The organism is Arthrobacter sp. efr-133-TYG-118, assembly GCF_030209755.1.
Classification (GTDB): Bacteria; Actinomycetota; Actinomycetes; order Actinomycetales; family Micrococcaceae; genus Arthrobacter.
On the sequence record NZ_JARVRH010000012.1, the window covers coordinates 319641 to 342321 of the forward strand.

At 64.8% G+C, this 22681-nt stretch carries 22 protein-coding genes and 1 tRNA gene; 9 read left to right on the forward strand and 14 right to left on the reverse strand.

From position 1 onward, the window contains the following. Positions 1 to 18: 18 nt before the first annotated feature. The 5 genes from QRN59_RS12360 to QRN59_RS12380 all read right to left on the reverse strand — a co-directional run bounded on the left by QRN59_RS12360 (position 19) and on the right by QRN59_RS12380 (position 2646). Positions 19 to 714 (reverse strand): alpha-ketoglutarate-dependent dioxygenase AlkB family protein, encoded by a 696-nt coding sequence (locus QRN59_RS12360; protein WP_284982798.1) that lies wholly within the window; start codon positions 712 to 714, stop codon positions 19 to 21. Further along, complete coding sequence (locus QRN59_RS12365) at positions 711 to 1259, reverse strand: methylated-DNA--[protein]-cysteine S-methyltransferase (protein WP_284982847.1); 549 nt, start codon at positions 1257 to 1259, stop codon at positions 711 to 713. The genes QRN59_RS12360 and QRN59_RS12365 overlap by 4 nt, the downstream gene beginning before the upstream one ends. A gap of 68 nt (positions 1260 to 1327) precedes the next feature. Further along, positions 1328 to 1843 (reverse strand): RNA polymerase sigma factor, encoded by a 516-nt coding sequence (locus QRN59_RS12370; protein ID WP_284982799.1) that lies wholly within the window; start codon positions 1841 to 1843, stop codon positions 1328 to 1330. Continuing rightward, a complete protein-coding gene (locus tag QRN59_RS12375; protein WP_284982800.1) occupies positions 1843 to 2352 on the reverse strand; it encodes a methylated-DNA--[protein]-cysteine S-methyltransferase in 510 nt (169 codons plus the stop codon). The genes QRN59_RS12370 and QRN59_RS12375 overlap by 1 nt, the downstream gene beginning before the upstream one ends. A 42-nt stretch (positions 2353 to 2394) precedes the next feature. Further along, positions 2395 to 2646: a cell division protein CrgA gene (locus tag QRN59_RS12380; RefSeq protein WP_078107039.1), complete on the reverse strand. Its 252-nt coding sequence runs from the start codon at positions 2644 to 2646 to the stop codon at positions 2395 to 2397. Positions 2647 to 2956: 310 nt separating this feature from the next. On the opposite strand from QRN59_RS12380, the gene QRN59_RS12385 reads away from it, so the two are divergent. Genes QRN59_RS12385 through QRN59_RS12395 form a run of 3 tightly spaced genes read left to right on the forward strand, consistent with a single transcriptional unit; the run spans position 2957 to position 4497 of the window. After that, entirely contained in the window at positions 2957 to 3685 is a 729-nt protein-coding gene (locus QRN59_RS12385) for a class E sortase (RefSeq protein ID WP_284982848.1), read from the forward strand. A gap of 3 nt (positions 3686 to 3688) precedes the next feature. After that, the gene (locus QRN59_RS12390) at positions 3689 to 3859 is read left to right on the forward strand and encodes a hypothetical protein (protein ID WP_284982801.1); all 171 of its coding nucleotides are present in this window, start codon (positions 3689 to 3691) and stop codon (positions 3857 to 3859) included. After that, positions 3856 to 4497, forward strand: coding sequence for an aminodeoxychorismate/anthranilate synthase component II (locus QRN59_RS12395; RefSeq protein WP_059388885.1), 642 nt, complete (start codon positions 3856 to 3858; stop codon positions 4495 to 4497). Before QRN59_RS12390 ends, QRN59_RS12395 begins: the two co-directional genes overlap by 4 nt. Here QRN59_RS12395 and pknB read toward each other — a convergent pair. The 7 genes from pknB to QRN59_RS12430 are packed head-to-tail and all read right to left on the reverse strand — an operon-like array spanning position 4494 to position 13990. Beyond that, positions 4494 to 6455, reverse strand: a complete 1962-nt coding sequence (gene pknB, locus QRN59_RS12400; RefSeq protein ID WP_502871049.1) for a Stk1 family PASTA domain-containing Ser/Thr kinase — start codon at positions 6453 to 6455, stop codon at positions 4494 to 4496. The genes QRN59_RS12395 and pknB overlap by 4 nt on opposite strands. 6 nt (positions 6456 to 6461) lie before the next feature. Next, on the reverse strand, positions 6462 to 8264 hold the full coding sequence (locus QRN59_RS12405) for a protein kinase domain-containing protein (RefSeq protein ID WP_284982803.1): 1803 nt from the start codon (positions 8262 to 8264) through the stop codon (positions 6462 to 6464). Continuing rightward, the gene (locus QRN59_RS12410; RefSeq protein WP_284982804.1) at positions 8261 to 9718 is read right to left on the reverse strand and encodes a penicillin-binding transpeptidase domain-containing protein; all 1458 of its coding nucleotides are present in this window, start codon (positions 9716 to 9718) and stop codon (positions 8261 to 8263) included. The genes QRN59_RS12405 and QRN59_RS12410 overlap by 4 nt, the downstream gene beginning before the upstream one ends. Further along, on the reverse strand, positions 9715 to 11082 hold the full coding sequence (locus QRN59_RS12415) for an FtsW/RodA/SpoVE family cell cycle protein (RefSeq protein ID WP_284982805.1): 1368 nt from the start codon (positions 11080 to 11082) through the stop codon (positions 9715 to 9717). The genes QRN59_RS12410 and QRN59_RS12415 overlap by 4 nt, the downstream gene beginning before the upstream one ends. Next, positions 11079 to 12755, reverse strand: a complete 1677-nt coding sequence (locus QRN59_RS12420; protein WP_284982806.1) for a PP2C family protein-serine/threonine phosphatase — start codon at positions 12753 to 12755, stop codon at positions 11079 to 11081. The genes QRN59_RS12415 and QRN59_RS12420 overlap by 4 nt, the downstream gene beginning before the upstream one ends. 3 nt (positions 12756 to 12758) lie before the next feature. Beyond that, on the reverse strand, positions 12759 to 13241 hold the full coding sequence (locus tag QRN59_RS12425) for an FHA domain-containing protein FhaB/FipA (RefSeq protein WP_059390255.1): 483 nt from the start codon (positions 13239 to 13241) through the stop codon (positions 12759 to 12761). A 5-nt stretch (positions 13242 to 13246) separates the two neighbouring features. Then, positions 13247 to 13990: an FHA domain-containing protein gene (locus QRN59_RS12430; protein ID WP_284982807.1), complete on the reverse strand. Its 744-nt coding sequence runs from the start codon at positions 13988 to 13990 to the stop codon at positions 13247 to 13249. 362 nt (positions 13991 to 14352) lie between these two features. Between QRN59_RS12430 and QRN59_RS12435 the strand changes: the two genes are divergently transcribed. After that, positions 14353 to 14435: transfer RNA gene (locus tag QRN59_RS12435), tRNA-Leu, on the forward strand. A gap of 221 nt (positions 14436 to 14656) precedes the next feature. Here the strand turns inward: QRN59_RS12435 and QRN59_RS12440 are convergent. Next, entirely contained in the window at positions 14657 to 15340 is a 684-nt protein-coding gene (locus QRN59_RS12440; protein ID WP_284982808.1) for a TetR/AcrR family transcriptional regulator, read from the reverse strand. A gap of 139 nt (positions 15341 to 15479) precedes the next feature. On the opposite strand from QRN59_RS12440, the gene QRN59_RS12445 reads away from it, so the two are divergent. The 5 genes from QRN59_RS12445 to QRN59_RS12465 all read left to right on the forward strand — a co-directional run bounded on the left by QRN59_RS12445 (position 15480) and on the right by QRN59_RS12465 (position 21967). Further along, positions 15480 to 16871 (forward strand): flavin monoamine oxidase family protein, encoded by a 1392-nt coding sequence (locus QRN59_RS12445; RefSeq protein WP_284982809.1) that lies wholly within the window; start codon positions 15480 to 15482, stop codon positions 16869 to 16871. A gap of 162 nt (positions 16872 to 17033) precedes the next feature. Continuing rightward, the gene (locus tag QRN59_RS12450) at positions 17034 to 17792 is read left to right on the forward strand and encodes a LamB/YcsF family protein (RefSeq protein ID WP_284982810.1); all 759 of its coding nucleotides are present in this window, start codon (positions 17034 to 17036) and stop codon (positions 17790 to 17792) included. Beyond that, a complete protein-coding gene (locus tag QRN59_RS12455; protein ID WP_284982811.1) occupies positions 17789 to 19414 on the forward strand; it encodes a 5-oxoprolinase subunit B/C family protein in 1626 nt (541 codons plus the stop codon). Before QRN59_RS12450 ends, QRN59_RS12455 begins: the two co-directional genes overlap by 4 nt. Beyond that, positions 19411 to 21144, forward strand: a complete 1734-nt coding sequence (locus QRN59_RS12460) for an acetyl/propionyl/methylcrotonyl-CoA carboxylase subunit alpha (protein WP_284982812.1) — start codon at positions 19411 to 19413, stop codon at positions 21142 to 21144. Before QRN59_RS12455 ends, QRN59_RS12460 begins: the two co-directional genes overlap by 4 nt. 136 nt (positions 21145 to 21280) lie before the next feature. After that, positions 21281 to 21967, forward strand: coding sequence for a GntR family transcriptional regulator (locus QRN59_RS12465; protein ID WP_284982813.1), 687 nt, complete (start codon positions 21281 to 21283; stop codon positions 21965 to 21967). 32 nt (positions 21968 to 21999) lie between these two features. Here QRN59_RS12465 and QRN59_RS12470 read toward each other — a convergent pair whose 3' ends face one another. Then, positions 22000 to 22617, reverse strand: coding sequence for a hypothetical protein (locus QRN59_RS12470; protein ID WP_284982814.1), 618 nt, complete (start codon positions 22615 to 22617; stop codon positions 22000 to 22002). Positions 22618 to 22681: the final 64 nt, after the last annotated feature.

Here is a 22681-nt window from a genome sequence, read left to right on the forward strand (position 1 = left end):
TGACATTGTGCCCCGGTCCTACGACATTCCAGTGACGCGCATCGTGATGTTGATCCGCCCTCCCGGCAGCCCGCAGCCTTCAGGAGCCGTTCCGGGGAGCACTTTGGTGATGCCGTGGTACGCAAAACGGGATGCACCTCCGAACACGAACAGGTCCCCTGAAGACAGTTCGACGTCGGTATACGGCTTGGTGCGCGTCTCCGTGTTGCCGAAACGGAAGACGCAACTGTCTCCGATGCTGAGCGACACCACGGGGGCCCGGGACTTTTCGTCCTTGTCCTGGTGCATGCCCATCTTGGCGGCCTCGTCGTAGAAATTCACCAGCGCAGTGTCCGGCGTGTAGCCGGCGGCTTCGGCGGCGTCACCGTAGGCCTCGAACAGTGCTTTGCGGCCCAGGCGAACCATCCAGTCAGGAAAGTCGAGCACCCGCCGCCCGTTGACGTCAAAGGCCTCGCGTGTGTACCTATAGGGCTGCCAGTGCCAGCCAAGGCAGACCGTCCGGACGGACATCGGGTGCCCGCCTGGAAGGACGGCGGCGCGCAAGGGGACGGGACCCCGCGTCCACTCTTCGAATCGGGCCGCGATCCACTGCTGCTGCCCAAGGCCCAGCCAGCCCGGAACGTGTACGGCGCCGGGCGCGATCTCCCGTGGACCGGCGTCGGGCGCGTCCGGCAACTCAAACGGAAACAGCGGTTCCGTCCATCCTGAGCTCATGCTGCCTCGAGAGCCAACAAAGTTCGTTTGGCTTCTGTGCCGCCGAGGTAGTTGCCAAACGATCCATCGGATTTCACCACCCGGTGGCAAGGAACAATCACCGGCAACGGGTTGGTGGCGCAAGCAGTGCCGACGGCGCGCACGGCTCGCGGGCTTCCAGCCGCCAAGGCCACTTGCGCGTAGCTTTCCGTGTGGCCGTAGGCGATCTGCGGCAAATGTTCCAGGACGCTGAGTCGGAACCCGCGCGAAAGGCTGAAATCCAGGGGCAGGTCGAACCGGTGCCGGGTCCCGGCAAAGTATTCGTCCAGCTCACGGGCCGCGGGATCGAGACGGCTCGCTGAGAAGAGGATCCGCGGACTGAGCTTTTCCGCGAGCAGCTGCAATACGGCGTCGTGGTCTTCCATTTCGAACGCCACGCGCACCATGCCGCGTTCCGTGGCCGCAAGGAGCAGTTTGCCGATCGGCGAATCCACCGTGCGGTAGGCAATATCAAGGGTGTGCTGCCCAGCCGCCGCCGCTGCGAGGCGGTCGTGGAGCCGCTGCATGACGTCCGGTTCCGCGGAGTCGGGGCGTGCGAGGAGTTCGGAGACGTCCGGTTCGTCGTGGCGGATGGTCATCGGGTTTCTTCTTTCACGTGGCTCACCGAGCTGTCGTAGCTGTTTGTGAGGATGGTGCGCAGCGCCTTGACGCCGTCGGCTCCCGCTCGACGCGCGGCGTCGGGGGTCCCGCCGAGAAGCCCGGCGACGTCCTTGTAGGGGAGCCCGGCGAGGTAGTGGTACGCCACCGCTTGGCGCTGCTTCGTCGGAAGCTGCCCGACGGCGTCGAGCACCTCGCGGTGACCGTCGCCGGGGATTCCGAGTCCGGACGGGCGCACAGGCAGTTCGTCCACGGGAAGCGGCTGGCGGCTCCTGGCGCGGACAATGTCGATGGATTTACGGTGGGCGATGGTGACGAGCCAGGCCTGGACGTTGGCACCGGCCGGAAGTTCGGGGTAGGCCTTCAGGGCGGCGAGGAAAGTCTCCGACCAGCCGTCTTCCGCGTCGTGGGCGCCGAGAACCGCGCGGCACACGCGCAGGACAGTGGGTCCGTGCTCCCGGACGACCAGCTCGAACGGCTTCTTGGGCTCCATTAGAAGAGCTTGCTTTCCTTCGCGGCCGCTGGTTCTTCGAGTTCCAGGAGGAACCGTTTGTTGTCGAGTCCGCCGGCGTATCCGGTGAGCTTCCCGTCGTGCCCCACAACCCGATGGCACGGAATGATGATGCTCAGTGGATTGCGGCCAACTGCCGAGCCGACGGCTTGGGAAAGGTTGCGATCGCCCAGTTCGGTGGCCAGTCCTCCGTAGCTGACGGTCTCCCCGTAAGGAATCTCTTCGAGTCGGGCCCAGACCCGCTGCTGGAACGGATTCCCTGAAGCCTTGAACGGGACGTCGAACACGGTTCGCTCGCCAGCCAGGTATTCGCCGAGTTCAGCGGCGGTTTGCTGGAACAAGGGATCCTCGGCGGGTACGGCTTCACCGAAGAATTCCGAAGGTGGCATATGCCAATGACCCTCGAAGAAAATGCCGGTGAGCAGCTCCTCCTGGGCAGTCAGCGTGAGCCGGCCCAGCGGCGAATCAATGGTTGTGTGCCTGGTGGTCATGTCTGGTAGACGCTGCAGGCGGCCGAAATGTGAGGTCGCCGCTCAGGAGCGCCAGCGGGTGGTCATAAGGAAGCCGACAATCGCGATGCCGAAGCCTGCCACGATGTTCCAGGACGCCCATGCGGGCACGGGAAGCTGGCCGCTCGTGATGTAGAACGTGATGATCCACAGCAGCCCGATGATCATGAGACCGAACATGACTGGCTTGTACCAGATGGGGTTCGGCTTGTACTGCTGTGCGGTGGCCGCTTCGGTGGGGCGGGCGGCCCTCTTGCGGGGCTTGGACTCGGGCACGGATCCTCCTTGGCCGGCTGAATGAAAGGCCACGCGCCAGCTTGATATCCTGCAGGAAGGAAAATTCCAGCGGTCAACGCGCACGCGGCAATTCCGGGGTTCGTTCTAGCAGACAAGTCTAGCCGGATTCCGGAGACTGCTCGTCGTCGGGCATCCGCGCCTGTAAAGAGGAGATCCAGTGGCGCAGCAGCAGACGCAGCAAGCCGCTGCCGTGCCGGACGACGGCACAGGAACCGGCGCTGAGGGTCCTCGCCCCGGGGGACGCAAGCCGCGCTCGGCGAGGCGCAAGGGACGGCCCAGCACGGGCGACGTGGTGCGCAGGATCGTCCAGATCGTGGGCGAGCTGCTCCTTACCGCGGGACTCATCCTGTTGCTCTTTGTGGCCTGGGAGTTGTGGTGGACCAACGTTGAAGCCGACGCCAAGCAAAGCCAGGCCGTCCAGGGTTTTGCGAAGAGTTTTGCGGGACCTGTGGCACCTGTTGCCCCTGCCAACCCTGCGGCACGGCCCGACTACGGGAAGCCCGTGGTTGCAGAGGCCCCCGAGCACGGCGGAATGATCGGAATCATGTACATTCCCCGGTTCGGCCCGGATTATTCGCGGCCCATCATCGAGGGAACCGGTTCCGACATTCTGGACACGCTGGGCCTTGGCCATTACGGAACCACCAGCATGCCCGGAGCCCCGGGCAACTTCGCCGTCGCGGGACACCGCCAGACCCATGGCGCAGTGCTGGACAACATCCATCTCCTGGTACCGGGCGACAAGATATATGTGCAGACCAAAGACGGTTACTACACGTACGTTTTCCGCAACAACCAGATCGTGTTGCCTTCGCGGACGGACGTCCTTCTTCCGGTTCCCACACAGCCCGGCGCGACGCCTACCGAAAGCTACCTGACCATGACCAGCTGCAATCCGCGCTTCGGTGCTGAAGAACGCATCATCGCGTACTCCTTGCTGGAAAGCTGGCAACCAGCCTCCGCCGGCCCACCGCAGGAGATCGCCAAGCAAGTCGCCCAGACGCGCGGAAAGGGTTAAGCCATGTACGGATGGATCTTCCGCCACCTTCCGGGACCCCTGTGGGTGCGTATCCTGACATCAGCGGCCCTCGTGGCATGCGCGCTTGTCCTGATGGTCCAGTTCCTCTTCCCCTGGATGTCACAGTTCACTACCTTCACCGACTCAACGATTGGTTCAGCACAGCAGCCATGAGCACAACAAAAATCCTCGTCGTGGACAACTACGACAGCTTCGTCTACACCCTGGTCGGCTACCTTCAGGAACTTGGTGCGGAAACCACAGTGGTCCGGAACGACGACGTCACCCTCGCCGAGGCGATCGAACTGGCGGACGCGCGCGACGGCGTGCTGATCTCCCCCGGCCCCGGCACCCCTGCCGAAGCCGGCGTCTGCATCGAGCTGATCAAGTGGTGCGGAGACAACAACAAGCCGATGTTCGGGGTCTGCCTCGGGCACCAGGCGCTGGCCGAAGCCTACGGCGGGACTGTCACGCACGCACCCGAGCTGATGCACGGCAAGACATCACCCGTGCAACACGACGGCAAGAGCGTTTTCGCCGGTCTGCCCTCGCCGGTGACGGCCACCCGCTACCACTCCCTGGCGGCTGTCCGGGAAAGCATTCCCGACGTCCTGGAAATCACCGCCGAAACCGCCAGCGGGGTTGTCATGGGCCTGCAGCACCGTTCGGCGCCGCTGTGCGGTGTGCAGTTCCACCCGGAATCGGTGCTCACCGAAGGTGGCTACCTCATGCTCGGCAACTGGCTTGAATCACTCGGGATGTCCGGGGCGGCCGCCCGCGCGGCCACCCTGAGCCCCTTGATCCAGCGCTAGCCGCCTAACCCACCCAAGCCCCCGCCCTTGGTGTCGCTAGGAGACGGCGTAGGCGTCGGAGCGGGACTAGGGGGCGGGGCGGGAGCCTTCGCGACAATGACGCTGATGGTCTTGCCCTGCTCCACCAGGGAATTGAAGGCATCGCCCTGGCTCGTCACCTTTCCAGGGGTTACTTGCGAATTCTCCTGTTCGGTGACCGCGATGGCCAGGCCGTTCGCTTTGAGCAGTGCTTCGGCATCGGCCTCACTCAAACCAACGAGTTGCGGCACGGATACCTTGCCGGTGGACACCACCAAGTCAACGGTGCTGCCCACCCCAACCACAGCCCCTGAAGCCGGCTTGGTGCTGATGACGGAGCCCGCGGGAACCGTTGCACTATTGGCCAAGGTACTTGAGCCGCCGACGAGTCCGGCCTGGCGCAGGAGGTCGCGGGCAGCGGCTTCGGTGAGGCCGCTCAGTCCTGCCGGGACAGTCGCCGAGACCGGCCCGTTTGAAACGTTCAGCACGACTTGCGATTTCGGCGCCACTTGGGACCCCGCGCCCGGGTCGCTGCTGATCACGGTCCCCTTGGGGACCTTGTCATCCGCGATATGGTTCGACTCCGGGCTGAGGTTGGCGCCGTAGAGCGTCTGCAATGCCGTGGCCTCGCTCATGCCGGCGACCGCCGGTACGGCGATCAACGGGGGCGGGGCCGGCTTCTGGTTCACCGTGCTGTACACCCAGAATCCGCCGCCGGCCAGGACCAGTAGCACCAAAATAACAACCACGGCGGTCCACGCACGACGGCGGGACTTCTGCCGGGCGGTCCGCTCGCGTTCAGGCGCGAAACCAAGCGGCAAGGCGCCGTCGTGGTCTGCTTCAGGTTCCGGCTCGCCGGCCTGGAACGCAAGTATGTCCTGGTCGGCGGCCTGGCCGTTTCCCGACCCCCCGATCAGGGTGCTGTCCAGGAATTCGGCGCCCGTCAGGCCGCGCACCAAGCCACCTTCCGGAATCTGCTGTGTCGACGGAACCACGTCCTGGACGTCCGTGGGTGTTCCGGCAAGGGCCGGGACTGCCACGCCGTTCTTGGCCGCACGCAAGGCACGCCGGAAGGCGGCCGCATCCTGGAAACGATCGGCGCGATTCTTCTGCAGGCCCTTGGCCAAGACGCTGTCCAGTGCCTCCGAAACGGCCGGATTGAAGGTGCTGGCAGGCTCCGGGATCTCGCGGACGTGCTGGTAGGCCACCGAGACAGGGCTGTCGCCCGTGAACGGAGGACGGGACGTGAGCATTTCAAACAGGAGGCACGCCGCGGAGTACAGATCGCTACGGGCATCCACGGTTTCGCCGAGGGCCTGCTCGGGCGACAGGTACTGGGCAGTACCAACCACGGCTTGCGTCTGGGTCATGGTTGCCGCCGAATCGGCCATCGCCCGGGCGATTCCGAAGTCCATGACCTTCACATCGTTGGACTCCCCGGTCACCATGACGTTGGCCGGCTTGATGTCGCGATGCACGATCCCGGCCTTGTGGCTGTACTCCAGCGCGGCAAGGACGCCAAGGATGAACTCGATGGCTTGATCGATGTCCAGTTCCTTGGCACGGATCAGGTCGCGGACAGTCCGGCCGGACACGTATTCCATGACGATGTAAGGGACGCGGACGTCCTCGCCCGGTCCGCCGGACACCGTGTACTCGCCGGTGTCATAGATGGCGACGATCGAGGAGTGGTTCAAGGCCGCCACCGCTTGTGCCTCGCGCTTGAAGCGCGCATGGAACTGCGGATCGCGGGCAAGATCGGCACGGAGCAGCTTCACCGCTACGGTTCGTCCGAGCACCGTGTCGATGCCCTTGTAGACATCGGCCATGCCACCACGGCCGAGCAATTCACCGAGTTCGTACCGCCCGTTGAGGACGCGCTGGGATGTCATGGGAGTGCTGTCCTCTCTGTGGGCAGGGGTGGAGCGTCCGGTCGGCATGGTGTCCTATTTGCTGGGTGTAGCAGACGAAGACGGGGCCGACTTGGACAGGTGATAGGTCACAACGGATCCGGAAGGTACTTTCTGCCCGGCCGCGGGATCGGAACTGACGAAAGTCCCCGGCGCCTGGCCGGTTGCTCCATCAACGGGGGCTCCAGTGACCCAGCGCAGGCCGGCGCCCTCGATGGCGGCCTGCACTTGCGACTCGGCGGCGCCCTGGCCGATGGTCGGCACCGTAACCATTTGCGGTCCCTTGGAGTAGCTCACGGTGATGGTCGATCCCTTGGGCACGGGGCCGGAAGGATTGATGTCGATGACAGTGCCGGGCGTGGATGGATCGAAGACCTGGATACCGTTGACCACGAGGCCGAGTGCATTGAGGTCCGAGCGCACCTTGTCGTACGGCTGTCCCTTGTACTGCTCGGGGATCAGGTTGATGGCCTCGGCCGTGGTCGTGGTGGGTGTCGGACTGGCCGAAGTCTCCGTGGGGCTCGGACTTGCCGAGGTTGGAGGTGCGCTCGAGGCCTGGCCCGGTGGGGTGGTGCCCGCCGGTGCTGGACTGCTGGGCGAGAACAGCCCGGACTGGGTCAGGATCGCCCCCACCACGGCGAGCAGCACGAGCACGATCAGCGCGACGAGCGGCCACGTCCACGGGCTGCGTTTCTTCCGCTGCGGCTCCTCCTGGTACTCCTCTTCTTCATGGAAGTACTGGTTGTGCTCGTCGGCCTGATCCAAACTGCGTTCGGCGGCCAGGGCGTTGGCACGGGCCAGCGGATTTCCACCTTCGGCTGCGGCCCCTACCGCAGCGGCTCCCGCAGCGGCGGCGCCGACCACGGGGAGTGCCGACGTCGACGTCGACCGTGCTTCCCTGCCGTACGGCGAGGTGACAATGCCCGTGGGCGCGGTGGCAATGTCCGTGGGCGCGGTGATGGGGCCCGTGGCGGATTTGAACAGCAACATCCCTGGCACGGCCGCGTGTGCAGTCGCGATATCGCCGGCGCGGATCGCTTCTGCGGCTTCAGCCAGTTTGATGGCATCTGCAGGGCGGTTCTTCGGATCCTTGGCGAGCATGGACATCAGCAGGGCGCGTATCGGGGTGGGCAGGCTTTCAGGCAGCGGCGGCGGGGCGTCGTTGACCTGGGCCAGCGCGATGGCGATCTGGGATTCGCCGGAGAACGGACGATGCCCTGTAAGGCACTCGTAGCCGATAATCCCGAGGGAATATATGTCGGAGGCGCCTGTGGCCGTTTGCCCCGTGGCCTGCTCCGGAGCCAGGTACTGGGCTGTACCCATGACCTGGCCGGTCTGCGTGAGCGGAACTTGGTCTGCCAGGCGGGCGATGCCGAAGTCTGTGATCTTGACACGGAAGTCCGGCGTGATCAGGAGGTTGCCCGGTTTGATGTCCCGGTGCACAAGGCCCTGGGCGTGCGCGGGCGCCAGCGCACGGGCCGTCTGGGAAATGATGGACAGGGTACGGTCCGGGGAAAGGACCTGCTCGTGTTCCAGGATGCTGCTCAGCGGCTGACCTGGCACCAATTCCATGACCAGGTAGGCGGAGCCGTCTTCCTCTCCGTAGTCGAAGACGTTGGCGATCCCCACGTGATTGAGCAACGCGGTGTGGCGGGCCTCAGCGCGGAACCGCTGGAGGAACCCGGGGTCACCCGTGTATTCCTCCTTGAGTACCTTGATGGCGACGATCCGGCCAAGGATCTGGTCCTTGGCCCTCCAGACCTCTCCCATGCCGCCAATCGCAATGCGACTGGTCAGCTGGAACCTGCCGCCGAGGGTGATTCCTGACGTAGGCCTCACTTGTTCAACACCGCCTCAAAAATCTTCTTCGCGTTCGGACTAGTTAGCTTTGCGCCGGTAGACACATCAACGCCTTCCATAACAATGGTGACGGCTACCTGCGGGTCGTTGGCCGGGGCAAACCCGGTAAACCATGAGTTGTTCAAGCCTGAATCGCCGAGTTGCGCCGTACCGGTCTTGCCGGCCACCTGGACTCCCGGTACCGCGGCGCCGCTCGCAATGCCCTGGGATACGACGTCGGTCATCCATTGTGTGATCTGGCTTGCGATATCAGGCGTGGTTGAAGTACGCAGCGCCTCGGCCTTGGGCTCGCTGATGACACGCAGGTCAGGTGCCCGCACAGTCTTGATGAGGTTCGGCTTCATCTGGACGCCCTTATTGGCAATAGCGGCGGTCATCATGGCGATTTGCAGCGGAGTGGCCCTGACGTCACGCTGCCCGACGGCGGACTGGGCCAGCGCTGCCTGGTCCAGATTCTTGGGGAAGATACTGACCGCGGACTGAAGCTTGAGCTGATCGCCGAAATCCTGTCCGAAGCCAAACTTGCTTGCCTGGTCCGCGATGGCCTGCTGGCCCAGGTCGAGGGCGATACTGGCGAAGGGCGTGTTGCACGACTGTTCCAAGGCGAAGGGGAAATCGGCCGTGTTGCGGGTCGAGCAGTTGCCGCCGGCATAGTTGGGCAGCGAGGCGCTCGAACCGGGCAAGGGAAGGCTGTCCGGGTTCGGCAAGACACTATCCTTGTTGTACTTCCCGGAGCTCAAGGCGGCCGCGGTATCGACGAGCTTGAACACGGAACCGGGCGCCAACAGCTCGCCGGTGGGTCCGCTCACGGACTGGTTGAGGTTGATGCCCGGGACCTGGTTGATTTGGTCGTAACCGGCCTTTTCCTTGGCGGGATCATGCGTGGCGATCAGGTTGGGATCATAGGACGGCTTGGAGACCATCGCGATGATGGCGCCCGTCTTCGGGTTGGTGACGACAATCGAGCCACGCTGGCCGTCAGGAATGAGGTCGTAGGCGAGCTTCTGGATCACGGGATCGAGGGTCAATTCCACCGAGGCGCCCTTCGGCTGGCTGCCGAGGAAGATCTGGCTCACGCGGTCCAGGAAGAGCTGGTCGGAGCTGCCGGCCAGTTCATCCCGAAGCTGCTGCTCAAGCCCGGTGGACCCGTAGGTCCTGGAGAAGTAGCCCGTGATCCCCGCGTAGAGCTCCGGCTGGGCATAACTGCGCTGGTACTTGCAGGTTTCGTCTCCAGCAACGGATTCGGCGATTGGCTTGCCGCCGACGATGATGGCGCCGCGGTCGTTGCAGTAGTTCGCCAGGACGGCGCGCTGGTTCCACGGATTGTCATTGAGGTCGCCGGCGCCAATGACCTGGACATAGCTGATCGCGCCAAAGAGTAGGGCGAACATGGCAACTGCTGCCATCCACGCATTGCGTATGGAATGGTTCATGAGGTCTGCACCGCCTCTGTGGGGGCATGGGTAACGGGCGTAGTGTCCACCGGGCCGCGCGCGGTGTTCGAGATCATGAGCAGCAAGCCCACAATGATCCAGTTGGCAAGCAAGGAAGAACCGCCGGCCGCAAGGAAGGGAGTGGTGAGCCCCGTCAGAGGGATCAGCCGCGTTACCCCGCCGATCACCACGAAGCACTGCAACGCTATGGCAAAGGACAGGCCACAAGCCAAGAGCTTGCCGAACGCGTCCCGCGCGCCAAGAGCCGCGCGGAACCCGCGGGTGAAGAGCAGCATGTAGAGCATGACGACGGCAAAGAGACCGATCAGTCCCAGTTCCTCACCGATGAGGGCTACGATCATGTCGCTGTTGGCGAACGGGACCAGATCCGGCCTGCCTTGTCCGAGCCCCGTGCCTCCGAGACCGCCGTCGGCCATGCCGAAGAGGCCTTGGACGATCTGTCCGCTGCCGCCCGGAGACCGGTCGAAGACTTCCGGGGTGAAGGCGTTCCACCAGCTGTCCAGGCGGAAGGCGACGTGCGAGAAGAACCTGGACGCCAGGAATCCGCCACCAAGGATCAGCGCGACGCCGATGACCACCCAGCTGATTCGGCTTGTTGCGACGTAAATGATCACGATGAACAGGCCGAAGAAAAGGATCGAGGTGCCGAGGTCCCGCTGGAACACGAGGATGCCGATGCTCACGAGCCAAGCGGTGATCATGGGGCCAAGATCCTTGAAACGCGGCAATTGCATGGGGCCGATTTTGCGGCCGGCAAGCAGGATGAGGTCCCGGTTGGACGAGAGATAACCTGCGAAGAATATAGCCAAGGTGATCTTGGCGATTTCGCCCGGCTGGAAAGTCATGGGACCGATCCGGATCCAGACGCTGGCGCCCAGCACTTCGCCGGCGGAAATACCGGGAACGAGCGGCAGTACGAGGAGGATCGCGCTGGCCGCCAGCGAGATAAAGGTGAAGCGGCGAAGGAGGCGGTGGTCCTTGAGGAACCAGATCACGATGATTGACACGGCCATGGCCAGGAGGGTCCAGCGCAACTGGTTGTTGCCCGTGTCCTCGCCTGGCTGGTCCATGCGATGGATGAGGGCAAGTCCCAAGCCGTTGAGGGCAACGACGATCGGAAGGATGATCGGATCGGCATATTTTGCGCGGAACCTGAGGATCATGTGGAAAGCGAATGCCGCCACGACCAAGAGACTCGACTGGAACCAGAAATCGCTGTCGAAAGCGGCCGGACTATTGAGCCCGACCATGGCGCTGGCGCCGATTCCCACGGCTAGGGCAAGGACCAGCAGGACGAGCTCGACGTTGCGGCGCGGCTTGGGTGTAGTTATGGCCAGAATCATGGGGACACCGCGCACGTAGGGACCGCCGTGGACGTGGGTGACGATGTTGGCCGGTTCGAAGGACTCGGACTTGGCGGCGTGGGGGTTGCCGTGGCGCCGGGACTTGCCGTCGGCTTGGCTGTGCCTGTGGGGCAGTTGACGGGCAGCCCCGTGGTGCCCTTTTCCTGCAGGTTCTTCACAATCTGCTGGGCATCGGAAAGATCCCGCGCCGGAACGGTCTGGCGAACAACCTGTTGCGTGAATTCAGGCAAAGAGTCCATGCGGATGTTTGTCTTGGCCTCTACTTTCGAGAGCTGGAACGGGCCAAGGCTCTGGGAAATGCCGTTGAAAATTGCGACGTGCTGGTCGAATTCACCGACGTAGTAGCGTGTCTGGGTCCACGCATAGCCGAGCCACAGCCCGGCGACCACGAATATGGCCAGGACCGCGGCAATGGCCGGCGTCAACCAGCGCCGCTTCCGCGCGACAAGCGGTTGTTGATCCTGGCGGTCTTGCTCAGCCTTGTGGGTCAGCACCGTGGCAGCCCGGCGTGCAACGCTGCGTCCGGCTATGGTCGGGATCGAACCCGTGTCGGCGGCGGTCGCGGCAGCACCGACCAGTTCGTGCGGACGGCTTGCGAGCTCTTCGCGGAGGATCTCCGCCGACAGGTGCTCGCCAAGGTGGGGGTCTGTCGCCGTCGGAGGCTCAGGAGCCCCGGCGGGTTTTCCAGGACGCGTCGCTGCGGGCTCGGTGGCGGCGATGGGTTTCGCCGCCGCGGCGGAAGGCCCGGTGTCGGAGGTTGTTTCCGGCCGCGTGACCGCCGGCGTGACCCGGCCGGTCTCGGGGCTGTTGGCTCCGGGCTCTTTGGCCGGGGCGGCTGCTTCCGGCTTGACGACGTCGACGGCGGCTGTGCCGAGGTTGTCGCCGGTCTCTTCCACGATTTCCAACAGCACCACGGTGACGTTATCCGGAGCGCCGTTGGCGAGCGTGAGCTCAACGAGGAGCTCGGCGCATTCGGCGAGGTCCTTGGTTTCGCGGACTACTTGCTCCACGACCGCGCCCTGGACGTAGTTCAGGCCATCGGAGCAGAGGAGCCAGCGTTCGCCGGGTTCGACGTCGAGCTCGTCCAGGTCCAGTTCGGGGCTGGCGTCCACGTCGCCCAGAACGCGCATGAGGACGTTCTTGTGCGGGTGGGTTTCGGCTTCTTCCGGACGGAGCCGGCCTTCATCGATCAACCTCTGGACGAAAGTGTGGTCCACGCTGATTTGCTCGAATTTGCCGTTGCGCAGGCGGTAGGCGCGGGAATCGCCGATGTGCGCGAAGTGCAGCCGCCTGCCTTCGAGCAGCAGGGCGGTGACCGTGGTGCCCATTCCGGCGAGCTTCGGGTCTACGTGGACAAGCTCGGAGAGGAGGGAGTTGGCGGTCTGGATTTCGTCTGCCAGGACTGTTTCCGCGCCGTCCGGGTAGGAATCGTGATCGAGGTGGATCATGTCCAGCACTGTGGATGCTGAGGCGACGTCCCCGCCCGCGTGCCCGCCCATGCCGTCCGCGACGACGGCAAGATGCCGGCCGGCATACGCGGAGTCGTCGTTCTTCGAGCGGACACGCCCGACGTCGGACCGTGCCGCGTAGCGCATGATGAGGGGGAGTTCCGGAGGCAGCGACTTGCCTTCGGAAGCCTGGGGGGAAGCCATGGGCTACGCCCTCAATTCGATGACCGTCTTGCCGATCCTCACGGGGACGCCAAGCTCCACCGGCAGGGCGCGGGTCAATTGCTGATCGGCGAGGTAGGTGCCGTTGGTGGAGCCAAGATCTTCGATGAACCATCGGCTGCCCTGGGGGAACAAGCGCGCGTGCCTGCCCGAAGCGTAGTCATCCTCGAGGACCAACGTGGCCTCTTGTGCGCGGCCCAGCAGAATGGGGCTCGCCGCCAAAGGAAGCGTGGTCCCCTTGAGCGGTCCCTCGACGACGACGAGCTGGTGTGCCTGCTGCTTGACGGGTTGGGGTGGTGCGGGGGCGAGCTCCGGGTGCTTGCGTACTTCGCGTGCCGTCGGAGTTCCCATGGCTGCTTTGCGGCCGATCACGAGATCGCGGCGCATGGTCGAGACGATGCTGAAGATCAGTATCCACAGCAACAGCAGGAAGCCGAAGCGGAGCGCGGTGATGGTCAGTTCGCTGATGTCGCTCACGGGCGCCCACCAGAGGGCTGGGGGAGAAGTCTGAAGATGATCTTGGTCCGTCCCATGGTGATGGTGGATCCGTCAGTAAGTTCCACACTGCCGTCCACTCTGTGGCCGTTGACGTAGCTTCCGTTGGTGGAACCGAGGTCGACGGCGCGGATGACTCCGTCCGCCGTCTGGATTTCCAAGTGCTTGCGCGAGACGCCGGTATCGTCCACCAGGATGTCGGCCTCGGATGACCTGCCCAGCACGATGGAAGGCGCGTTGAGGGAATAGCGTTGCCCGCCAATGTCCAGGACAGGCTGGAGCCGTGTGGGCTCCCGGCTCGGCGCGGCGGGGACTACGGGCCGAGGAGCAACAGGCGCAGCAGGCCCGTCGGATTTCTCCGTGCGGGACGTGATTTCGAAATGGCCTTCGCGCTGGGCATCGTCGTGACGGAAGGAGATCCGTACCGGACCCTGCAGGATATAACCCTGGCTGCGCACGTGCTGGATGACGACGTCGCACAATTCCTCCGCCAGGGGAGTTCCCCAGTCCTGGGCGCGCGCGAAGTCTTCATCGCTCAAGAGGACATCGAAGACGTTGGGAGCCAAGGTACGGCCGGCCGAAATAGTGATGGACTTGTTATCCAGTTCACGGCGAAGCCTGCTGGCTATCTCCACAGGCTCCACCCGTGCCCGCGACCCGGTAGAGAAGACGCCGCGGACGGCCTTTTCGATGCCACGCTCAACCCTGTCAAGCAAGCCCATGGTCCTTCTCCTTCCGTTTCGTTGACCCTGCAGTATCAGTAGCCAAGACGAATCCCCGCAGTGGCCGGAGCGCATGCAAGAAGCCTGTCTTCAACCCCGATACTACTGGGCAAGACTGTGAATGGCCTTATTCCACAACGGCCGGAACGCCGGAAAAGTTCGCCAGCCCGCATCATTTCGGGACGCTTCTCGCGTGATTTCCACATCGTGCGGGGGACCGGCAATCCGCGGCGTCCCGGGGTTTTATGGCCCCTTCCTTGGTCGATTGGCGTTTTCAACAGGTTGTCCGTTATGCTTGATCTCGCTGCTTTCGCAGGGGTGAGGCCGGGGAAACCTGGTACGGCCCGGGCGAAAGAAGTTGCGCGCGAGTGGCGGAACGGCAGACGCGCTGGCTTCAGGTGCCAGTATCCGAAAGGGTGTGGGGGTTCAAATCCCCCCTCGCGCACGCATTTCAAGGAACCCCGGTCTCTGACCGGGGTTCCTTTGTTTAACGCCCAACTAGTCCCCACCGCCACCCTCGCCTCGCAAGTCCCCACCGGCTCCCAGCCTTCGCAAGCTCAGGCAGGGACCCTCGCCGGTGGGGCCCCACGGCCAGGGAACCCTGGCGGCGTGGGCCCACGCAGTTGTTGTCGTTATGACGGCTCATAACGACAACAACAAATGGAGTCAGTTGGGCTGGGTCCGGAGCGCCCCGAGTCCGGTGATCAGTGCATCCAAGCCCATGCTGAACGCGAGGTCGGACGGGTAGTTGTTCCGTTCGGGTCCAAGGCTGCGGACCGCCGAGGTGAAGTGCGGCGTGGAGTCGGCCAAGCGGCCGGAATCGAAAATGTCCGCCGGCGCGTTCGCGTCGAACGCGGCACCGAAAATGTAGGCCTCAAGGGCCACGATGCTCGGGATGATCTGCTTCTCAGGGAAACCCGCGCGGAGGAATCCCTCCGTGACGGCTTCGTACATGGCGAGCGTCTGTGGGGCGTCCGTTACGGGAAGGACCGCGATCACTGAGATCAGCGGGGTGTGCCTTGCGAAGATGCCGCGGTAGGAATACGCCCATTGCCGGACGGCCTCCTCCCAGGGGAGCGTGCTGAAACCTCCGAAGTCGACCTTGGACATCAGATCCTCTTCCACGAGCTTGAGGACTTCATCCTTGGAGGACACGTGGTTGTAAAGGGCCGACGGCGCCACACCCAGGGAGCGCGCGAGTGCAGCCATAGTGAGGCCGTCGTAGCCCTTCTTGCTGATCAGTTCCAGCGCCGCCGCCGTGATGCCGTCCTGGTCCAGGACCGCCGCCATTGGCCGGCCCGCCCTGCGACGCGCTTTAGGCTCGCCGGGAGCGGGGATGGGTTCAGGCATTGCTGACCTTTCTGGAGGCTGTGTCAAAGCATTATTCCATTTGGGTCTTCACAGCGGCGGCCGAGCCAGCTACAGTTGAGATAAATGAACGTCATTCATTTATTGGTCAGCCAACGGGGACGGCCACAGAAAGGACATCATGTTGAATCTTGATCGCGACGTCGTAATTGTCGGTGCCGGTCCGTCGGGGTTGACGGCCGCCCGCGAATTGAAGAAGGCCGGACTCAGCGTTGCCGTACTCGAGGCACGCGACCGCGTCGGTGGCCGCACGTGGACCGACACCATTGACGGGGCCATGCTGGAAATCGGCGGACAATGGGTGTCCCCGGACCAGACCGCCCTCATGGGGCTCCTCGACGACCTCGGCCTGAAGATGTACTCGCGCTACCGCGACGGCGAATCTGTCTACCTCGCGCCGGACGGCAACCGTACCCGCTACACCGGGGCTTCCTTCCCGGTGAGCGAAACCACTGCAGCCGAGATGGACAAGCTCACTGCCATCCTGGACGGCCTCGCCGCGGAGATCGGCCCGGAAGAGCCTTGGGCCCACCCCAAGGCCCGTGAGCTGGACACCATCTCTTTCCACCACTGGCTGCGCCAGAACTCCACGGACGAGGAGGCCTGCAACAACATCGGCCTGTTCATCGCCGGCGGCATGCTGACCAAGCCGGCCCATGCTTTCTCCGCGCTGCAAGCGGTGCTGATGGCAGCTTCAGCAGGTTCCTTCTCCAACCTGACGGACGAGGACTTCATCCTGGACAAGCGGGTTATCGGTGGCATGCAACAGGTCTCCCTGTTGATCGCCGCGGAACTGGGTAACGACGTCGTACTTAACAGCCCGGTCCGCACCATCAATTGGGATCCGGCCGGCGAAGGCCATCGCGTCACTGTTGAATCCGAGCGTGCAACCGTCAATGCGCGATTCGTGATCATGGCTGTCCCGCCGAACCTGTACTCCCGAGTGTCCTTCAATCCGCCGCTGCCGCGCCGCCAGCACCAGATGCACCAGCACCAGTCCCTTGGCCTGGTCATCAAGGTCCACGCTGTCTACAGCACGCCGTTCTGGCGCGAAGACGGACTGTCCGGTACGGGCTTCGGCGCCGACGCCCTGGTCCAGGAGGTCTACGACAACACCAACCACGGGGACACTCGCGGGACCCTGGTGGGCTTCATCTCGGACGAAAAGGCAGACGCCGTCTTCGAGCTCAGCGCCGAGGACCGCAAGAAGAAGGTCCTCGAGTCCATCGCGAGCTTCCTGGGCGAAAAAGCCCTGGATGCCGAGGTCTACTACGAATCCGACTGGGGTTCCGAGGAATGGACCCGGGGAGCCTACGCGTCCAGTTACGACCTGGGCGGTCTGCACCGCTACGGCAAGGACCAGCACGCCAACGTAGGACCCATCTACTGGTCCTCCTCCGATCTGGCTGCGGAGGGCTACCAGCACGTGGACGGAGCAGTCCGGATGGGCCAGGCAGCCGCCGCCCGGATCGTCACCGCGAACAACCGCGTAACTGCGGTACCGGTGGCCTAGAAAGGTATTAATCCACACGTGAGGTCTCGGCTCTTTCGCCCATCGAAAGGGACGAGACCTCACTTTTGGAATCCGGGCAGCTGGTCCATGAGGCAGGATTGTTGAACAATCTTGGTGTTTCAGGCATGATGGTGAGGTATTCAACCTGAGACGGGGATCACAATGCCTTTTATCGACCTCAACAGCGACGTCGGAGAATCGTTCGGCAATTGGACCATGGGCGACGACGCTTCAGTCTTCCGCCACGTGTCGAGCGCCAATGTAGCCTGCGGATTCCACGCCGGAGATCCCACCACCATCGCGAGGACCTGCCGAGAGGCGGTCGCCGCCGGAGTGACCATTGGTGCCCACGTGGGTTACCGGGACCTCGCGGGTTTCGGCCGACGCTTCCTCGATTGCTCCGCAACCGAACTGGCCGACGACGTTCTCTATCAGCTCGGCGCGCTCCAAGCCCTGGCCCATGCTGCCGGCTCCGAGATCAAGTACGTCAAGCCGCACGGCGCCCTCTACAACACGATCGTCCACCACGAGGTCCACGCCCAGGCAGTGGCCGACGCCGTCCATGCCTTCAGTCCCGGACTCCCGATCCTTCTCCTGCCGGGCTCCGTCGCACTCGCCAAAGCCGAAGCGAAGGGGCTTCGGGGAGTGGCCGAGGCGTTTGCCGACCGGGCCTACGACGCGGACGGCACCCTCGTATCGCGGCGCGAAGAAGGCGCCGTCCTGCACGACCACGCCGCCATCACCGAGAACATGGTCCGCCTGGCAACGGAGGGCAAAATCGTGGCCCGCGACGGTTCCGTCCTGAACGTCCACGCAGAAAGCATCTGCGTCCATGGAGACACTCCCGGCGCCGTGGCCATGGCAGGCGCCGTCAGCGCGGGACTCGAAGCCGCTGGGGTCGCCGTACGGAGTTTCGCGTGAGCCTCACGGGAATACGCCGGGCGGGCCCGCGCGCCCTGCTGGTGGAACTTTCCGATCTTCCTTCCGTGCTGGCGTTTCATTCCCGGCTGCTGGCCGAGCCCCTGCCCGGCCAGCTCGATGTGGTCGCCGCGGCAGCCACCGTACTCGTTAAGTTCGGCACGCACGCCGAGGCACTCGCGGCGCGAACCGCCGTCGGGCAAGTTGACCTGGACGCGGTGCCACGCGACAGTTCCCGCGACGTCACCATCGAAGTGGTGTACGACGGCGAGGACCTCGCCGAGGTGGGCATGCTCACCGGTCTGGGCCCGGACGGCGTCGTGGCCGCCCACACTGGACAGCTCTGGACCGCGGCGTTCGGCGGCTTCGCACCGGGCTTCACCTACTTGCTCGGCGAGAACCACAGCCTCGACGTTCCGCGCCGAAGCTCGCCGCGCACCGCCGTTCCTGCCGGTTCCGTGGCGCTCGGCGGGACGTTCTCCGCCGTCTACCCTCGACAGTCCCCGGGCGGCTGGCAGCTGATCGGACGTACGACAGCGGTCCTCTGGGATCTCGAGCGGGAGTCACCGGCGCTGGTTCGTCCGGGAGACAGGGTCCGGTATGTGGCCGTCCGCGAGGCCATTGCCCTGACTCCCGCACCGCCCGCGGGCGGCGAAGACACCGGCCCCGCCCTGGTGGTGGACTCACCCGGGCTGCAATCGCTCGTCCAGGACCGAGGCCGCCCCGGGCTAGGGGACTTGGGAGTGTCGGCTGCGGGCGCCGTGGACGAGCAATCGACCCGTCAGGCCAACCGCTTGGTGGGCAACGAAGCCGGTGCCGCAGTGATTGAAAACGTGCTGGGCGGACTTTCGGTTCGGGCCGTCGGTGACCAGGTGCTCGCTGTTGCCGGAGCGGTGGTGCCCTTGGAAATCCGCGATGCATCGGGCGCTCCGGCCCGCTGCGCCGCCATGTGCGCGCCCTTCGCTCTCCTGGACGGGGAAACCCTCAGCCTGGGGGAACCGACGCTCGGGGCCCGAAGCTACCTTGCCGTCCGCGGCGGGATTGATGTGCATCCGGTGCTCGGCAGCCGCTCAAGCGACTCGATGTCCGGAATCGGTCCCGCGCCGTTGTCGGTTGGGACCCGCCTTCCCGTCGGAAGAGCGCCGCTGTTCCAGATGGTGGGCGCCCCGGAGGAATCGACGCTGCGGCTAGGAGTGGCGTCCGCGGAACTCCGCATCACCTTGGGCCCGCGGGATGACTGGTTCGATTCCCGCGCCTTGGAGGCCCTCACGGGGCAGGACTGGATCACCAGCGAGCAGTCCAACAGAATCGGTGTTCGGCTCAGGCCCGCCGGCAACCGTGCGCTCGAACGAAACCTCGACTGCGGCGCCGGTGAGCTCCCCAGCGAAGGGACAGTTGCCGGCGCACTCCAGGTCCCGCCCAGCGGACATCCCGTCCTCTTCCTGGCGGACCACCCGGTGACGGGCGGGTATCCGGTGATTGCCGTCGTCGTACCCGAAGACCTGCCGACGGCGGCGCAATTGCCGCCCGGCCACCGCGTGCTGTTCACGATCGTGGACCCCGCAACCCTTGAACCCCTTGAACCTGCCGCTACCGGCGCTGTCTCCGAAGGAACCCAGCCATGAAAAAGGTCCTGATCGCCAACCGCGGCGAGATCGCCGTGCGGATTGCCCGCGCCTGCTCCGATGAGGGCTTGGAGTCTGTTGCCGTGTACTCGGACCCCGACGCCGATTCCCTCCACGTGCGGTTTGCGGACGAGGCCTACGCACTGGGCGGTTCCACCGGCGCTGAGACATACCTGGACATCGCCAAGCTGATCGACGTCGCCCGCCGCGCCGGTGCCGACGCCGTGCACCCCGGATATGGCTTCCTGTCCGAGAACGCCGACTTCGCGCAGGCCGTGATCGACGCAGGCCTTACGTGGATCGGCCCCGCGCCACAGTCCATACGGGAGCTGGGCAATAAGGTGACGGCCCGGGAGATCGCCGTCCGCGCCGGGGCTCCGCTTGTCCCGGGCAGCGATGGGCCCGTGGCGAACGCGGCTGAAGTACTTGCGTTCGCGTTGGAATACGGCATGCCAGTGGCCATCAAGGCTGCTTTTGGCGGGGGAGGCCGCGGGCTCAAGATTGCGCGGCGCCTGGAGGATATCGAGGACGCATTCGAATCGGCCGTGCGTGAATCCAAGGCAGCCTTCGGACGGGACGAATGCTTCGTGGAGCGCTTCCTGGACCAGCCGCGGCACGTCGAGGCCCAGATCCTGGCGGATATGCACGGCAACGTCGTGGTCCTCGGAACCCGCGACTGCTCACTGCAGCGCCGAAACCAGAAGCTCGTGGAGGAGGCCCCCGCACCCTTCCTGAGCCCTGAACAGCGCACGCTCATCCACGAATCGGCCAAGGCAATTTGCCGCGAGGCCGGATACTACGGTGCCGGAACCGTCGAATACCTCGTGGCCGTGGATGGCACCATCTCCTTCCTGGAGGTCAACACGCGCCTGCAGGTGGAGCATCCTGTCACCGAGGAAACCTCCGGGGTGGACCTGGTCCGCGAACAATTCCGGATCGCCGCGGGCGGCATCCTCTCCCTGACGGAAGACCCTGAGCCCAAAGGACACGCCTTCGAGTTCCGCCTCAACGCCGAGGATCCCGCGCGCGGCTTCCTGCCTGGCCCCGGCACAGTGGACGTGTTCGAGGCGCCCACAGGACCGGGCATCCGCGTGGACTCCGGCGTGCGCTCCGGCTCGGTGGTTCCCGGAGAATATGATTCCCTCCTGGCCAAGCTGATTGTCCGTGGCGAAAACCGGCAGCAGGCCCTGCGCCGCGCCCGGGCTGCCCTGGACGAGATGCAGATCAAGGGTTTGCCCACCGTGCTTCCCTTCCACCGGGCCGTGGTCCGCCACCAAGCCTTCACCTCGGAGGACAAGCTCGGCGTCTACACCACGTGGATCGAGACCGAGTTCGCCGAAGAGCTTGCCGCGTCTCCGGAGATCGCCCGCGTGGCCCCCGGCTCCGAACGCAGCACGTTCACGGTGGAGCTGGATGGCAAGGCCGTGCAGCTTGGGCTCCCCCTTCGCTTATTCGAGGCGCTGATGAGCGGAGGTGGCGGGTCCGAGGCTGCTGTTTCGGCTCCGGTAATGGCCGACGACGCCGGGCTGGCCTCGCCGATGTCCGGCTCGCTGGTGAAGTGGCTCGTTGAGGACGGTGCCGTCGTGGAAGTGGGAGAGCCCGTGGCCGTGTTGGAGGCCATGAAGATGGAAACCACCGTCCCTGCCCACCGTTCCGGCACCGTGGCGCGTGGACCGCAGGGGCCGGGCACCGCCGTCGGGCGCGGAGAGGTGCTTGCGAGCATCGGCTGAGGGGTTCGCCGGGACATTTTGCTGGATCATTCGTGGCGGCACGGACTTTTGCCGCGGATTTCCGGGCTTCGTCCAAAGCGTGGACGGAATGATCCAGCAAAATCCGTCGGCCATCGCCGTTCGGTAGATTTGGGGCATGCCCATGAACGCTGCGCTTCAAGGAATCGCCGACGCCGGCCACGCCACCCACGCCCACACTGGGGCGTGGGTTGCCGCCCAGCTTCGCCAGCGCATCTCCCACGGCTTGTTGCCGCCCGGCACGAAGCTCTCCGAACAGGCCTTGTCCGAGGCGCTCGGCGTTTCCCGGAACACCCTGCGGGAGGCTTTCACTGTGCTTGCCGGTGAATCCGTGGTCCAGCGCATTCCCAACCGTGGCGTGTTCGTAGCCGCCCCCGGTGCCGACGACGTCCGCGAAATCTACCGGGTGCGGCGCCTGATCGAACCGGCGGCCGTATTGTGGGGCGATGTCCCGGCGGGAGCCCTCGACGCCATGGACGCCATTGTCGACAAAGCCCGGGCTGCCCTCGCGGAGGGATCGGTGGCCGGCATGGCGGACGCCAACCAGGAGCTGCACAAGGCCCTGGTGTCGTTGTCCGGAAGCGCCTCCCTGGACGCACTGATGGAGAAAGTGCTGGCCGAGATGCGATTGGTCTTCCACGCCATGGCCACCACCCCCGACTTCCACGGGCATTACGTGGAACGCAACGCCGCCTTGGTCGCCCAGATCCGTAACGGACAGCGCGACGAGGCCGCAGCCGAGTTACGTCGCTACCTCGACGGTGCCGAACACGAACTCCTGGTGCACATCGGGGCAATTCCGTAGGCGCCTGCGCGACGACGAAGGGCGCGAGCCAGCTACGGCGCAGAAACGCCCGCCGCTGCTTCGGCTTCGGCCATCGCAACTTCCAACTGCTCGACGGCGCGGGCATAATCCGCCCCCGCTGTCAGGCGGCAGCGCTGGGCTTCCTGCAGGGCGCGGACCAAGGCGGCGGTTTGCGGAATGTTGACGTCGCTCATTCCGGGGAAGTCGATGCCCTTGGCGGGGTCCAGTTCATACCTTTGCCAGCGAGCCAGGAGGGCGTCGTGACGGGCTGCGGCTTCCGTGAAACCACTGCGGTTTTGGCGCCTCTGCTCCAGTTTCCGGCCGACGGCAAAGGCGGCAACAGCGGCAGCTATGCCGAGGAAGAGCATCAAGAGCCCGACGGCGGGCGAGGCCAAGGCGGGGATGACGACTGCGGGGACAACCACCACGAGCCCGGCGAAGATGTTCCAGAAGGTGGCATCCGGCTCTTTGAGCAGGTCCCGATCGCGGTGCCCGATGGGCCCCTCCAAGGCGAGGTGGCCGCCGTCGGGGGCTCCGTGGATGACCCCTTTGCGGACAGCGTTGACCGTAAAGGCCACCGCGCACATGAGCAAAAGCGCCCACAGCCCGACCTCCCAGGCCGTCAGCTGGATTCCAGTTGTGGCAGGCAATCGGACCACCTCCACGCGAATGCGCACCGCTTTGAATTCAGTATGCGCCGAGGAAGACCTGGAG

Excerpts from the sequence above, each read along its gene's own strand:
- QRN59_RS12360 (WP_284982798.1), bottom strand. The coding sequence starts at position 714 with ATGAGCTCAGGATGGACGGAACCGCTGTTTCCGTTTGAGTTGCCGGAC.
- QRN59_RS12365 (WP_284982847.1), bottom strand. The coding sequence starts at position 1,259 with ATGCAGCGGCTCCACGACCGCCTCGCAGCGGCGGCGGCTGGGCAGCAC.
- QRN59_RS12370 (WP_284982799.1), bottom strand. The coding sequence starts at position 1,843 with ATGGAGCCCAAGAAGCCGTTCGAGCTGGTCGTCCGGGAGCACGGACCC.
- QRN59_RS12375 (WP_284982800.1), bottom strand. The coding sequence starts at position 2,352 with ATGACCACCAGGCACACAACCATTGATTCGCCGCTGGGCCGGCTCACG.
- QRN59_RS12390 (WP_284982801.1), top strand. The coding sequence starts at position 3,689 with ATGTACGGATGGATCTTCCGCCACCTTCCGGGACCCCTGTGGGTGCGT.
- QRN59_RS12395 (WP_059388885.1), top strand. The coding sequence starts at position 3,856 with ATGAGCACAACAAAAATCCTCGTCGTGGACAACTACGACAGCTTCGTC.
- pknB (WP_502871049.1), bottom strand. The coding sequence starts at position 6,455 with ATGCCGACCGGACGCTCCACCCCTGCCCACAGAGAGGACAGCACTCCC.
- QRN59_RS12410 (WP_284982804.1), bottom strand. The coding sequence starts at position 9,718 with ATGAACCATTCCATACGCAATGCGTGGATGGCAGCAGTTGCCATGTTC.
- QRN59_RS12415 (WP_284982805.1), bottom strand. The coding sequence starts at position 11,082 with ATGATTCTGGCCATAACTACACCCAAGCCGCGCCGCAACGTCGAGCTC.
- QRN59_RS12420 (WP_284982806.1), bottom strand. The coding sequence starts at position 12,755 with ATGGCTTCCCCCCAGGCTTCCGAAGGCAAGTCGCTGCCTCCGGAACTC.
- QRN59_RS12430 (WP_284982807.1), bottom strand. The coding sequence starts at position 13,990 with ATGGGCTTGCTTGACAGGGTTGAGCGTGGCATCGAAAAGGCCGTCCGC.
- QRN59_RS12440 (WP_284982808.1), bottom strand. The coding sequence starts at position 15,340 with ATGCCTGAACCCATCCCCGCTCCCGGCGAGCCTAAAGCGCGTCGCAGG.
- QRN59_RS12445 (WP_284982809.1), top strand. The coding sequence starts at position 15,480 with ATGTTGAATCTTGATCGCGACGTCGTAATTGTCGGTGCCGGTCCGTCG.
- QRN59_RS12450 (WP_284982810.1), top strand. The coding sequence starts at position 17,034 with ATGCCTTTTATCGACCTCAACAGCGACGTCGGAGAATCGTTCGGCAAT.
- QRN59_RS12460 (WP_284982812.1), top strand. The coding sequence starts at position 19,411 with ATGAAAAAGGTCCTGATCGCCAACCGCGGCGAGATCGCCGTGCGGATT.
- QRN59_RS12465 (WP_284982813.1), top strand. The coding sequence starts at position 21,281 with ATGCCCATGAACGCTGCGCTTCAAGGAATCGCCGACGCCGGCCACGCC.